General features: G+C 65.3%; 14 protein-coding genes. 10 read left to right on the top strand and 4 right to left on the bottom strand.

Annotation, left to right across the window (positions count from 1 at the left end):
* Positions 1 to 257: 257 nt before the first annotated feature.
* Complete coding sequence (locus tag AC3G88_RS18815; RefSeq protein ID WP_488773453.1) at positions 258 to 1223, top strand: flagellar brake protein; 966 nt, start codon at positions 258 to 260, stop codon at positions 1221 to 1223.
* Between the two features lie 71 nt (positions 1224 to 1294).
* On the opposite strand, the gene AC3G88_RS18810 is transcribed toward AC3G88_RS18815, so the two are convergent.
* Positions 1295 to 2974: an electron transfer flavoprotein-ubiquinone oxidoreductase gene (locus AC3G88_RS18810; RefSeq protein WP_153948345.1), complete on the bottom strand. Its 1680-nt coding sequence runs from the start codon at positions 2972 to 2974 to the stop codon at positions 1295 to 1297.
* A 433-nt stretch (positions 2975 to 3407) separates the two neighbouring features.
* On the opposite strand from AC3G88_RS18810, the gene AC3G88_RS18805 reads away from it, so the two are divergent.
* The 5 genes from AC3G88_RS18805 (at position 3408) to AC3G88_RS18785 (ending at position 7672) form a co-directional block, all read left to right on the top strand.
* Positions 3408 to 4193 (top strand): SDR family oxidoreductase, encoded by a 786-nt coding sequence (locus AC3G88_RS18805; protein WP_488773454.1) that lies wholly within the window; start codon positions 3408 to 3410, stop codon positions 4191 to 4193.
* Between the two features lie 108 nt (positions 4194 to 4301).
* A complete protein-coding gene (locus AC3G88_RS18800; RefSeq protein WP_488773455.1) occupies positions 4302 to 4901 on the top strand; it encodes a TRAP transporter small permease in 600 nt (199 codons plus the stop codon).
* Positions 4898 to 6202: a TRAP transporter large permease gene (locus tag AC3G88_RS18795; RefSeq protein WP_194946531.1), complete on the top strand. Its 1305-nt coding sequence runs from the start codon at positions 4898 to 4900 to the stop codon at positions 6200 to 6202. The genes AC3G88_RS18800 and AC3G88_RS18795 overlap by 4 nt, the downstream gene beginning before the upstream one ends.
* Positions 6203 to 6242: 40 nt before the next feature.
* A complete protein-coding gene (locus AC3G88_RS18790) occupies positions 6243 to 7271 on the top strand; it encodes a DctP family TRAP transporter solute-binding subunit (protein WP_488773456.1) in 1029 nt (342 codons plus the stop codon).
* Positions 7271 to 7672 carry an acyl-CoA thioesterase gene (locus AC3G88_RS18785; RefSeq protein ID WP_488773457.1) on the top strand — a complete coding sequence of 134 codons (402 nt, stop codon included), beginning with the start codon at positions 7271 to 7273 and terminating at the stop codon, positions 7670 to 7672. Before AC3G88_RS18790 ends, AC3G88_RS18785 begins: the two co-directional genes overlap by 1 nt.
* A gap of 241 nt (positions 7673 to 7913) precedes the next feature.
* On the opposite strand, the gene AC3G88_RS18780 is transcribed toward AC3G88_RS18785, so the two are convergent.
* Positions 7914 to 8459 carry a PAS and helix-turn-helix domain-containing protein gene (locus AC3G88_RS18780; RefSeq protein ID WP_153948350.1) on the bottom strand — a complete coding sequence of 182 codons (546 nt, stop codon included), beginning with the start codon at positions 8457 to 8459 and terminating at the stop codon, positions 7914 to 7916.
* Between the two features lie 157 nt (positions 8460 to 8616).
* Between AC3G88_RS18780 and AC3G88_RS18775 the strand changes: the two genes are divergently transcribed.
* Together AC3G88_RS18775 and AC3G88_RS18770 are read left to right on the top strand one after the other, a co-directional pair.
* Positions 8617 to 9315 (top strand): CoA transferase subunit A, encoded by a 699-nt coding sequence (locus AC3G88_RS18775; protein ID WP_488773458.1) that lies wholly within the window; start codon positions 8617 to 8619, stop codon positions 9313 to 9315.
* Between the two features lie 11 nt (positions 9316 to 9326).
* On the top strand, positions 9327 to 9965 hold the full coding sequence (locus AC3G88_RS18770; protein ID WP_153948352.1) for a CoA transferase subunit B: 639 nt from the start codon (positions 9327 to 9329) through the stop codon (positions 9963 to 9965).
* 141 nt (positions 9966 to 10106) lie between these two features.
* Here AC3G88_RS18770 and AC3G88_RS18765 read toward each other — a convergent pair whose 3' ends face one another.
* Entirely contained in the window at positions 10107 to 10589 is a 483-nt protein-coding gene (locus AC3G88_RS18765; RefSeq protein WP_487523869.1) for a DUF411 domain-containing protein, read from the bottom strand.
* A gap of 10 nt (positions 10590 to 10599) precedes the next feature.
* The gene (locus AC3G88_RS18760) at positions 10600 to 11376 is read right to left on the bottom strand and encodes a 3-hydroxybutyrate dehydrogenase (RefSeq protein WP_153948354.1); all 777 of its coding nucleotides are present in this window, start codon (positions 11374 to 11376) and stop codon (positions 10600 to 10602) included.
* 180 nt (positions 11377 to 11556) lie between these two features.
* Here AC3G88_RS18760 and AC3G88_RS18755 point away from each other — a divergent pair, with 180 nt between their 5' ends.
* Together AC3G88_RS18755 and AC3G88_RS18750 are read left to right on the top strand one after the other, a co-directional pair.
* Complete coding sequence (locus AC3G88_RS18755; RefSeq protein ID WP_488773459.1) at positions 11557 to 12438, top strand: alpha/beta fold hydrolase; 882 nt, start codon at positions 11557 to 11559, stop codon at positions 12436 to 12438.
* 27 nt (positions 12439 to 12465) lie between these two features.
* Positions 12466 to 12828 carry a RidA family protein gene (locus tag AC3G88_RS18750; RefSeq protein ID WP_153948356.1) on the top strand — a complete coding sequence of 121 codons (363 nt, stop codon included), beginning with the start codon at positions 12466 to 12468 and terminating at the stop codon, positions 12826 to 12828.
* Positions 12829 to 12843 lie beyond the last annotated feature (15 nt).

The following is a 12843-nucleotide window of genomic DNA, read 5'->3' as shown; positions in this document are numbered from 1 at the left end:
ACGCTGATTCTGCAAGGTCGAATGACGGCCGTCAAGCGGCGATTCACCTGCCGGTGGCCGAATGACGGTGACGGCACATAAACGGTCTCGAAAGCGAACGCCCCCAAGGTGGGGGTCAAGGTTCTGTCACATTGGTCGATAGCTGACGCATCAGGATCGGTGTGTCCGTCACAGGTGATGGCAGGCAACGGTCCGTCACGATTTCCTCGCGTCGGCGCACCGTGTGCCGGCGCGTTTCATGGAGAGTCCGCTACGCCATGATTCCGCTTACGCCGCAAGACCTGCCCGTTGGGCAGCCGCTTCCCTGGTCCTTGCTGGACGGACAGGGCAACCTGATGCTGGGCAGCGGCAGCATCATTCCAGATGCCCGCGATCTGGCGCTGATGTTCCGGCACGGCACGGTTTGCCGGCCTGACGACATGCCCGAAGCCGGCAACGAGCCCGACGCCCTGGCCGGCACGCGCCTGAGCGCAGGACCGCTGGGCCTGCAGGTGGGAACGCTGCTGCACGTGAAGACCCCGGGAGAGCAGTCGCGGGCCGCCGCAAGCCGCCTGATCGGCTTTATCGAACAGGGGCTGTTTGTCACCTGGCCGACGCTGGGCGGGCGCGAACTGGCCGTGCGTGCCGGCGAAGACCTGCTGCTGCGCGGATTCTCCGGGCACGCCATCCACAGTTTCACGTCGACGGTCACGGCGGTATGCCGCAGCCCGTTCCGATACCTGGTTCTGTCGGCGCCGGCCCAGACGGAGCAGATGCCGGTGCGCCGCGCCGCGCGCGTCCCCACGCGGCTGGCGGCCTATCTGGTCGATGCCGATGAGGCGGGTGCCGAGGCGGACGAAGGTGGCCACGGCGGCGACGCTGGCAACGGTATCGACAACGCCCCCGGCCAGACCGTCCCCGATCTGACCGTCGACCAGCGCATGGGCGAGGGCCTGGCGCGGCTGGGACTGCTGTCCGACCTCAGCACCGGCGGCGCGCTGGTGCAGACGTCGTCCCCAGCCCCAGCGGTGGGACAGAAGGTGCGGCTGCGCTTCCAGTTGCGCACCGGCGCGCTGGACGCCGAAGTCCTGATCGATGCCACGGTGCGCAGTGCGCCGGGGCAGGAAGATGAGGAGTTCCCCGCGTTCGGCGTGGCGTTCGACGCGCTGGGCGAGCGCGAGCTGACGCTGCTGCAGTGCTTTATCTACGAGCAGCTGCTGGCCACGACCTGCATGCCGGTCTGATCCGGCGGTGCGCAAAGCGAAACGCCGGCCACTGGCCGGCGTTCTCCGTGACTGCGCGGGGGCGCAGCGGCTTACATGCCCACGTAGTTCGGGCCGCCACCACCTTCCGGCGTGACCCAGACGATGTTCTGCGTCGGGTCCTTGATGTCGCAGGTCTTGCAGTGCACGCAGTTCTGCGCGTTGATCTGCAGGCGTTCCTTGCCATCGTCGTTCTGCACGAATTCGTACACGCCGGCCGGGCAGTAGCGCGACTCGGGGCCGGCAAACTTGTCCCAGTTGACGTTCACCGGCACGCTGGCGTCCTTGAGCGTCAGGTGAGCGGGCTGGTTTTCTTCGTGGTTAGTGTTGCTGATGAACACCGACGACAGGCGGTCGAACGTGAGCTTGCCGTCCGGCTTCGGATACTCGATCTTCTGGCACTCGGCGGCCGGCTTCAGGTACACGTGGTCCGGCTTGGTGCGGTGGATGGTCCAGGGCGGGTTGCGGATGCCGAGCTTCGGCAGCAGCCACTGCTCGATGCCGGTCATCAGCGTGGCCGTGGTGCGGCCCTTCTTGAACCATTGCTTGAAGTTCTTGGCCTGCAGCAGTTCCTTGTGCAGCCAGCTCTGCTCGAAAGCCGCCGGATAGGCCGTCAGTTCGTCGTGCTGGCGGCCGGCTTGCAGCGCGTCATAGGCGGCTTCGGCGGCCATCATGCCGGTCTTGATCGCGGCGTGGCTGCCCTTGATGCGCGATGCGTTCAGATAGCCGGCATCGCAGCCAACCAGCGCGCCACCCGGGAACACGGTCTTGGGCAGCGACAGCAGGCCGCCAGCCGTGATGGCACGGGCGCCATAGCCGATGCGCTTGCCGCCTTCGAAATACTGGCGGATTTCCGGATGGGTCTTGAATCGCTGGAATTCCTCGAACGGCGACAGCCACGGGTTGGTGTAGTCCAGACCCACCACGAAGCCGACGGCGACCTTGCCATCTTCCATGTGATAGAGGAACGAACCGCCGTACGTGGCCGGATCGAGCGGCCAGCCGGCCGTGTGCACCACCAGACCGGGCTTGTGCTTGGCCGGATCGATTTCCCACAGTTCCTTCAGGCCGATGCCGTAGCTCTGCGGATCGCGGCCGGCGTCGAGCTGGTACTTCGCGATGAGCTGCTTGCCCAGGTGGCCACGCGCGCCTTCGGCGAAGATCGTGTACCTGGCATGCAGTTCCATGCCAAGCTGGAAGTTCTCGGTAGGCTCGCCTTCCTTGTTGATGCCCATGTTGCCGGTGGCCACGCCCTTGACCGAACCGTCGTCGTTGTAGAGCACCTCGGCTGCCGGAAAGCCCGGGAAGATTTCCACGCCCAGCGATTCGGCCTGCTGGCCCAGCCAGCGCACGAAGTTCGACAGGCTGACGATGTAGTTGCCTTCGTTGTGGAAGCACTCGGGCAGCAGCGGGGCAGCCTTGGAGCCGGATTCGTCCAGGAACAGGAACTTGTCCTCGGTGACGGGCTGGTTCAGCGGGGCGCCCAGTTCCTTCCAGTTCGGGATCAGCTCGTTCAGCGCGATCGGGTCCATGATCGCGCCCGACAGGATATGCGCGCCGGGCTCCGAGCCCTTTTCCAGCACGCACACATTGACGTCGCCGCCTTTTTCCGCGGCAAGCTGCTTCAGGCGGATGGCGGTGGCCAGGCCGGCGGGACCGCCGCCGACGATGACCACGTCATATTCCATGGCTTCGCGCGGGCCGAACTGCTCGACGAGCTGTTGCTGATCCATTGTCTCTTACCCTCAGTTTCTTCTGGGCGGCAATACTGCCGCATGGTGCAGCCCTCTCCAGGCGTGCGGATTGTGGGATGCGGTAATCGTGGCTCTGCGGAACCTGGGCCGTCCGGGGGTGCGAGGCGGGTTCGACGTATGGCGGCACGCGCCTGCCCGATGCGGGCGCGGCGCGGCATGCGCGCTGACCTGGCTATCGGCGGGTGACCGGGCCGGATCTAGGCGTTTTTCCTCTTTCCCTTTGGGGACCAAGTTCTTAGAATCTCCGGCATTGTCCGGGACTCGACACCCTCAGGCAAGACATTTTTTTGAACGACCGTTCTTTTTTTTGATAAGCTGCGGCCGTATATCGGCAGGTGCCTTGCCAGGCGCCCGCGATGCGGAACAGCGGGCCGTGCCGGGCCGGCGCGGCTGCTCCCACACCGAGGTAACTATGGGTTTGTCGATCAATCTGGAAGGCAAGGTCGCGCTGGTGACCGGGGCGTCGAGCGGACTGGGTACGCGGTTTTCCCATGTTCTGGCTGCGGCCGGTGCCAAGGTCATCCTGGCCTCGCGCCGCGTGGAGCGACTCAAGGAGTTGCGGGCAGCGATCGAGGCCGATGGCGGCAGCGCGCACGTGGTGCGGCTGGACGTGACCGACCCCGACAGCATCCGCGCCGCCGTGGCGCACGCCGAAACCGAGGCCGGCTCCATCGATATCCTGGTGAACAACTCGGGCGTGTCCACCACGCAGAAGCTCACCGATGTCACGGCCGACGACTTCGATTTCGTCTTCGATACCAACACGCGCGGTGCGTTCTTCGTGGCCCAGGAAGTGGCCAAGCGCATGATCGCGCGGGCCAAGGGCGCCGAGAAGACGGGCAATCCGCTGCCGCAGGCACGCATTATCAATATTGCGTCAGTGGCCGGTCTCAAGGTACTGTCGCAGATTGGTGTCTACTGCATGAGCAAGGCCGCCGTGGTCCACATGACCAAGGCCATGGCTCTGGAGTGGGCGCGTCACGGTATCAACGTGAACGCGATCTGCCCGGGCTATATCGACACCGAAATCAACCACCACCACTGGGATACCGACGCGGGGCAGAAGCTGATCCAGATGCTGCCGCGCAAGCGCCTGGGCCAACCCGAAGACCTCGATGGCCTCTTGCTGCTGCTGGCGTCCGATGCATCGCGCTTTATCAATGGCGCGGTGGTCACTGCCGACGATGGCATGGTCTGACCGCTGACCCTTTTGGGGCGGGGGTGGGCCTAGAAGAATAAGCAACAGGAGAAACGTCTCGGACGGCCAACTGGCCAGAGGCGGCCCGGAACCGGAGGCCGGGTTTTGATGGCTCAAGAAGAACAGGCACGGCGCGACGCCGGGCCGCAGCACGTCGTCGATTCGGTGATCGTTCCCGAAGCCGCCGACGAGGCGCGCGACAGCGAATTCCGCATTTCACCGCGTATCGAGGACTGGGTTGGCGTCATGGTGATGGTGTTGCTGGTGGCCATCACGTTTGCCAACGTGGTGGTCCGCTATTTCACCGACGAATCGTTCGCGTGGACCGAGGAATTCTCGGTCTTCCTGATGATCGTGCTGGCGCTGGTGGCCGGCAGCGCCGCCGTGGCGCGCGACCGCAATATCCGTATCGAGTATTTCTTCGAGCGGGGCAGCGCGGCGCGCCAGAAGCGGCTCGCCGTCCTGTCGGCCCTGGCCGTGGCGGTGATGTTCCTGGCGCTGGCGGTGCTCGGCGCGCGGATTACCTGGGATGAATACGCGTTCGGCGAGACCTCGCCGGGCATCGGCGTGCCAAGCTGGTGGTATTCGATCTGGCTGCCCGTGCTGTCGGGCGCCATCGCGCTGCGCGCGCTGGCGCTGGCCCTGCGCAACGTGCGCGCGCTGAAGGCCCTCCATGCAGCGAACAAGGATGGAGGCCAGCCGCAATGACGCTGGTTGCCATCATTCTCTTCGTGGTGTTCATCGGCCTGATGCTGTTGGGCGTGCCGATCGGCGTGTCGCTGGGGCTGGGCGGCCTGGTGGCCATCGGCCTGTCGAACCTGGACACGCAGATGTTCGGCCTGCTGGCCGTGCCGCAGAACTTCTATGCCGGGCTGGCCAAGTATCCGCTGCTGGCGATTCCGATGTTCGTGCTGGTGGGGTCGATCTTCGACCGCTCCGGCGTGGCGCAGCGGCTGGTGACCTTTGCCATCGCCATCGTCGGGCGTGGGCCGGGCATGCTGCCGCTGGTGGCCATCCTGGTGGCGATGTTCCTGGGCGGGATTTCCGGCTCGGGCCCCGCCAACGCGGCCGCCGTGGGCGGCGTGATGATCGCGGCGATGTCGCGCGCCGGGTATCCGGGTTCGTACAGCGCGGCGGTGGTGGGCGCGGCGGCGGCCACGGACATCCTGATTCCGCCTTCGGTGGCCTTCATCATCTATAGCGTGCTGGTGCCGGGCGCGTCGGTGCCGGCGCTGTTCGCGGCCGGCATGGTCCCGGGCATCCTGGCCGGCGTGGCGCTGATCGTGCCGGCCGTGTGGCTGGCGCGCAAGCACAACATGGGGCATATCGAGGCTGCGCTGCCGCGCCCGCCGTTCTGGAAGAGCCTGCGCGAGGCCGCGTGGGGGCTGGTGGCGCCGTTCCTGATCCTGGGTGGCATGCGCGCGGGCTGGTTCACGCCCACCGAGGCCGCCGTGGTGGCGGTGGTGTACGGCCTGTTCGTCGGCATGGTGATCTACCGCAGCATTGGCATGCGCGACCTGTTCACCATCTTCCAGGAAGCGGCCGAAACGTCGGCCGTGATCCTTCTGGTGGTGGCGCTGGCCGGCATCTTTGCCTACGCGCTGTCCACGCTGGGCGTGATCGACCCGCTGGCCAACGCCATTGCGCATTCTGGCCTGGGCGAATACGGCGTGCTGGCGCTGATCGTGCTGCTGCTGATGACGGTGGGCATGTTCCTGGACGGCATCTCGATCTTCCTGATCTTCGTGCCGCTGCTGCTGCCCATCGCCAATGCCTTCCACTGGAACCCGGTATGGTTTGGCGTGGTGCTGACGCTGAAAGTGGCGCTGGGCCAGTTCACGCCGCCGCTGGCCGTGAACCTGATGGTGTCGTGCCGTATCGCCCGCGTGCGCATGGAAGAAACGGTGCCCTGGGTGATCTGGATGCTGCTGGCGATGTTCATCGCCATGCTGATGGTGCTGGCTTATCCGCCGCTGGCCACCTGGCTGCCCGACTACCTGGGCTACTGATTTGAACGACAAGACGAAGATGAAACGAGGAGATTCCCGCATGAAACGCCGTGCCCTGATGCTGTCCGTTGCCGCCTCGATCGCCGCTGCTGCCTTTGCCGCGCCGGCCGCCATGGCCCAGACCTACAAGCCCGAATACAAGATGTCGCTGGTGCTGGGCCCCGCGTTCCCGTGGGGCAAGGGCGGCGAGATCTGGGCAGACCTGGTGCGCCAGCGCACCAGCGGCCGCATCAATATCAAGCTGTATCCGGGTACGTCGCTGGTGGCCGGCGACCAGACGCGCGAATTTTCGGCCATCCGCCAGGGCGTGATCGACATGGCTGTGGGCTCGACCATCAACTGGTCGCCGCAGGTCAAGGAGCTGAACCTGTTCTCGCTGCCGTTCCTGATGCCCGACTACAAGGCGCTGGACTCGCTGACGCAGGGCGAAGTTGGCAAGTCGATCTTCGGCACGCTGGAAAAGGCAGGCGTGGTGCCGCTGGCCTGGGGCGAGAACGGCTTCCGCGAAGTGTCGAATTCGAAACACGAGATCCGCAAGCCCGAAGACCTCAAGGGCCTGAAGCTGCGCGTGGTGGGTTCGCCGCTGTACATCGAGACCTTCAACGCGCTGGGCGCCAACCCGACGCAGATGAGCTGGGCCGATGCGCAGCCGGCCATGGCGTCGGGCGCGGTGGACGGCCAGGAGAATCCGCAGAGCGTGTTTGCCGCGGCCAAGCTCTATACGGTCGGCCAGAAGTACGTGACGACCTGGGGTTACGTGGCCGATCCACTGATCTTCGTCGTCAACAAGCAGATCTGGGAAAGCTGGACCCCGGCTGACCGCGAGATCGTGAAGCAGGCCGCCATCGACGCCGGCAAGCAGGAAATCGCGCTGGCCCGCAAGGGTCTGGTGGAGCCCGGTGCGCCGGCCTGGAAGGACATGGAGCAGCACGGCGTGAAGGTGGTCTCGCTGACCCCGGCCGAGCACGACGCGTTCAAGAAGGCCACGGCCAAGGTCTACGACAAGTGGAAGAAGCAGATTGGCGCCGACCTGGTGACCAAGGCCGAAGCGTCGATCGCCAAGCGTTGATGAAGCACGTCTTCACCTGCGTGATGCCAATCCGGTGGGGTGACATGGACGCCATGGGCCATGTCAACAACACCGTCTACTTCCGCTACCTGGAGCAGGCGCGGATCGAGTGGTTCGCGTCGATCGGCCGCAATGGCCGGGACGGCAACGGCCACGGGCCCGTGCTGATCAACGCCCACATGACGTTCCTGAAGCAGCTGCGTTACCCCGGCGATATCGAATGCCGGGTGTACGCGGGCCAGTTGGGACGGTCGAGCTTCGAGACGAAGATCGAAATCCGCCGGACCGACCTGCCCGATGTGGTCTGGGCGGAAGGCGGCGCCAAGGTGGTGTGGTGCGACTACGCGGTGGAGAAGAGCGTGCCGGTGCCGGCGGAGATACGGATGCTGATTGCCGAGTAACGACAGGCGCAAGCAAGGCTGCCGGTTGTTTGACAGCCAACGCCGCGAGTCACCCCCAAGTGGCGTCAGAGGGTAGTGTCCTGGCTTTCTCTCCCCTCATGGGGAGAGAGTGGGAGAGAGGGGTGGTACAGCAGGGAGCCACATCGAGCGAAGCTGTCGGTGTGTTCCAGCACGGCAGCATCTGATACGCCTGCCCTCTCCCCCGGCCCCTCTCCCGCTCGCGGGAGAGGGGAGCACACCCTCAGTGGTTCACCAGCCGCTGCACCAGATCGACTGCGGTATGCGCCCCATACTTCTTCATCAGCCGCGCCCGGTAGATATCCACGGTGCGCGGGCTGATGGCCAGCAGCTTGCCGATCTGCTTGCTGGTCTTGCCTTCCACCAGCTGCGCGGCGATGTCGCGTTCCCGGGCGGTCAGCTCGGCCGTGACCGGCCGCTTTTGCGACAGGTCCTCGAACGTCCAGATGCCGGCGCCGAGCGGATCGTTGCGGTCCAGTGCGCGGCCCGTGACATGGCACCAGAACAGCTCGCCGCTGGCGCGCTTCATGATCCGTTCGTCGGAATACAGTCCCTTGGTGTTCATGACCGGCACGATGCGCGCGCCGGTGCGCTCGAATTCGTCGGCGGTGGGGTAGAGCACCTGGAACGACTGCCCCATCAGGGCTTCGCGCGTGGTGCCGAAGATCCGGCAGACCTCGCTGTTGCAATCCTCGATCATCCGGGCGCGCGAGAGCACCAGGCCGACCGGAGCCAGCTGGAATGCGGTCTGGTAGTCGATGGCCGGCATTATCCCTTATGTACTTTTACGTAATGGCGTTCGCGGCATCCGTTGACGTATCCTTTGGGTCGTCAACGGCGGCGCCTGACCGCCGATTGTACCGTTACAATTTCCGCGTGTGGCCAACCGGCCGCGCAAGAGCGGGACTACCGAGGAAGGAGCGAACATGAACAAGGTCTACGCCAGCGCCGCCGAGGCGCTCGCGGGCGTCGTACGCGACGGCCAGACGATCGCCGTGGGCGGTTTCGGTCTGTGCGGCATCCCCGAGGCACTGATCGCCGCACTGCGCGACAGCGGCGTCAAGCAGCTCACCTGCATCTCGAACAACGCCGGCGTGGACGGGTTCGGCCTGGGGCAGCTGCTGGCCACCCGCCAGATCAAGAAGATGATCTCGTCGTACGTCGGCGAGAACAAGGAGTTCGAACGCCAGTACCTGGCCGGCGAACTCGAGCTCGAATTCACGCCGCAGGGCACGCTGGCCGAAAAGCTGCGTGCCGGTGGCTCGGGCATTCCGGCATTCTTTACGAAGACCGGCGTGGGCACGATCGTCGCGGAAGGCAAGGAAACGCGTGAATTCAACGGCGATACCTACGTGATGGAGCAGTCGCTGGTGTCCGACGTGGCCATCGTCAAGGCCCAGAAGGCCGACAAGGCCGGCAACCTGGTGTTCCGCCGTACCGCGCGCAACTTCAACCCGGTGTGTGCCATGTCCGGCAAGATCACCATCGCTGAAGTGGAAGAGATCGTCGAAACCGGCGAGATCGACCCGGATGATGTTCACCTGCCCGGCATTTTTGTGCACCGCATCGTGCTGAACACCAGCCCCGAGAAACGCATTGAACAGCGCACCGTGCGTGCCAAGTAAGGAGACAGATCATGGCATGGACACGTGATGAAATGGCCGCACGCGCGGCCGCCGAGCTGCAGGATGGCTTCTATGTCAACCTGGGCATCGGCCTGCCGACGCTGGTGGCCAACCATGTGCCGCAAGGCATGGAAGTGTGGCTGCAGTCGGAAAACGGCCTGCTCGGCATCGGCCCGTTCCCGACCGAGGACGAAGTGGATGCCGACATGATCAACGCCGGCAAGCAGACCGTGACCACGCTGCCGGGCTCGTCGATCTTCTCGTCGGCCGATTCGTTCGCGATGATCCGCGGCGGCAAGATCAACCTGGCCATCCTGGGTGCGATGCAGGTCAGCCAGCGCGGCGACCTGGCCAACTGGATGATTCCGGGCAAGATGGTCAAGGGCATGGGCGGCGCCATGGACCTGGTGGCCGGCGTGGGCCGCGTGGTGGTGCTGATGGAGCATACGGCCAAGAAGAAGGACGGCACCGAGGACGTCAAGATCCTCAAGGAATGCAACCTGCCGCTGACCGGCCTGGGCGTGGTGAACCGCATCATCACCGACCTGGCCGTGATCGACGTGACGCCGCAAGGCCTGAAGCTCGTGGAAACGGCGCCGGGTGTGTCGCGCGAGGAAGTCCAGGCGAAGACCGAAGCCGAACTGATCTGAGCGCCGCAGCCTCAAGCACGCAGCCTCAAACAAAAACCCCCGCCGGTTCGCGCCGGCGGGGGTTTTTGCTTCGGACGGAACCGAGGTGCCGGCTAATCGCCGACTGATCGCCGGCTCATCGCCGGCTCAGGCGCCCATGGCTCAGGTCTTCGGCTTGTTGTAGCTGGAAAAGACCGACGCTGCGCCATCGGATTTCACCAGCAGCACGTCGAACGGATCCTTGCGCGGACCGTACTCCATGCCCGGCGAGCCGACCGGCATGCCCGGGACGGCCAGCCCGGCGGCCTTCGGCCTGGCTGCCAGCAGCTTCTTGATATCGGCCGCAGGGACGTGGCCCTCGACGCCGTAGCCCTGGATGACACCGGTGTGACACGAGCCGAACCGCTCGGGAATGCCGTATTTCTGACGATACACGCCAGTATCTTCCACATCGTGCGTGGCCACGGTGAAGCCGTTGTCGCGCAGGTGCTTGACCCAGTCCTCGCAACAGCCGCAGGTCGGGCTCTTGTAGACGTCGATCGCCAGCGCCTTCGGCGCCTGGGCCACCGCCATCAGCGGCGACAGCAGCAGGGCGCCTGCGCCAAGGGTGCGCAGGGCATGGCGTCGCGATTGACTACGCTGCATCGCTGCCTCCTTATTGCGCCACCCAGCCGCCATCCATGTTCCAGATCGCGCCACGCACCTGCCTGGCCGCTTCGCTGGACAGGAACACGGCCAGCGCGCCCAGTTCCTCGGGCGTGACGAACTGCCCCGACGGCTGTTTTTCCAGCACCAGCTCGCGCTTGGCCTGTTCCACCGGGATGCCTTCCTTCTGCGCGCGGGCTTCCACCTGTTTCTGCACCAGCGGGGTCAGCACCCAGCCCGGACAGATTGCATTGGCCGTGACGCCGGTCTGCGCGGTTTCCAGCGCGGTCACCTTGGTGAAGCCGACAATGCCATGCTTGGCCGCCACGTAGGCCGACTTCTCGGCCGAGGCCACCAGGCCGTGGGTGGACGCCACGTTGATGACGCGGCCCCAGTTCTTGGCCTTCATCGACGGCAGGGCGAGACGGGTGGTATGAAAGGCGGAGGTCAGGTTGATGGCGATGATCGCATCCCACTTGTCGACCGGGAATTCCTCGATCTTGGCCACGAACTGGATGCCCGCGTTGTTGACCAGGATGTCCACGCCGCCGAAGTCTTTCTCGGCGTAGCGCATCATGTCCTCGATCTCGGCGGACTTGCTCATGTCCGCGCCGTGGTAGCCCACCTGGATGCCGCTGCCGGCACGGGCGATTTCCGCCTTTGCGCCGTCGGCATCACCGAATCCGTTGACAATGATGTTGGCGCCCTGCGCAGCCAGAGCCTGCGCGATGCCGAGTCCGATACCGCTGGTCGAGCCCGTGACCAGTGCCGTCTTGCCTTTGAGCATGTAAGCCTCCGTCGGGAGTGTCAGGATGTGCTGTGGCATTGTACTCGCAGGGCGTACAATCCGGCTTTGGCCTGGCGCCGTATTTCGTCGCGTTCTGCCCGGTGTTTCATCGTGGGCAAGAAATTCCGAAAAAACTCGCACGCCGCAGGGGATGCGGTGGCACCAGCAGGGGAGTCCCAGATGTCTTCCAGTCCGCGCCTCGGGTTCGTCCAGTGCATCAGCCCGGCGGGCCTGCATCGCATGGCCTATCACGAATGGGGCGATCCCCTCAATCCGCGCGTGCTGATGTGCGTGCATGGCCTGACGCGCACCGGCCGCGACTTCGACGCGCTGGCGCGGGCGATGTCCGACGAGTATCGCGTCGTGTGCCCGGACGTGGTGGGCCGCGGACGCTCGGAATGGCTGGCCGACCCGCATCACTACGTGGTACCGCAGTATGTGTCCGACATGGTCACGCTGATCGCCCGGCTCAACGTCGAACAGGTGGACTGGTTCGGCACGTCGATGGGCGGGCTGATCGGCATGGGCCTGGCTGGCCTGCCGAAGTCGCCGGTGCGCAAGCTGCTGCTCAACGATGTGGGGCCGCGCGTCGCCGCGCAGGCGCTGGAGCGCATTGGCGCCTACCTGGGCCTGCCGGTGCGGTTCAAGACCTTCGAGGAAGGGCTGGCGTACCTGCAGACGATCAGTACGTCGTTCGGCCGGCATACGCCCGAGCAATGGCGCGAGCTGAACGGCGCCATCCTCAAGCCGGTGCAGGGCGCCGAGGGGCTGGAGTGGGGGTTGCACTACGATCCCGCGCTGGCCGTGCCGTTCAAGGAGACGCCCCCGGAAGCGGTGCAGGCCGGCGAGCAGGTGCTGTGGCACATGTTCGAGGCGGCGCCGGGGCCGACGCTGATCGTGCGCGGCGCCCAGTCCGACCTGCTGCTGCGCGAGACGGTGGCGGAGATGGTGGCGCGCGGCAAGCAGGTATCGACCGTCGAAATCCCCGATGTGGGGCACGCGCCCACGTTTATCGATCCGGCCCAGATTGCCATTGCCCGGGACTTCTTCCTGGGTACGTAACGAATTTTTTGCTGAGAAGAATCTGATATGAGCACCAACCCCCTGAAGCGCGCCCACGTGGGCAAGCGTCTGTCCGAATACGCGGTCTACAACGGCGTGGTCTACCTGGCCGGCCAGGTGCCCGAGGTCGACCCCAAGGCCGACCTGCGCGGCCAGACCCGCGAGGTGCTCGGTCATATCGACCGCCTGCTGGCCGAGGCCGGCAGCGACAAGACGCGCATCCTGATGTGCCAGATCTTTCTGACCGACGTCACCCGCATTGGCGAGATGAACGAGGTGTGGGACGAATGGGTGCCCCAAGGCAACACGCCCCCGCGTGCAACCGTGGAAGCCAGGCTGGCCAATCCCGACTATCTGATCGAAGTGGTGGTGACGGCCGCCCTCAATTGATGCAGGCGTTGTGAC

This window comes from Cupriavidus sp. 86D6, assembly GCF_057815095.1.
The sequence above is the reverse complement of the archived record's forward strand: the minus strand, read 5'-3'. Positions and strand labels throughout refer to the sequence as shown.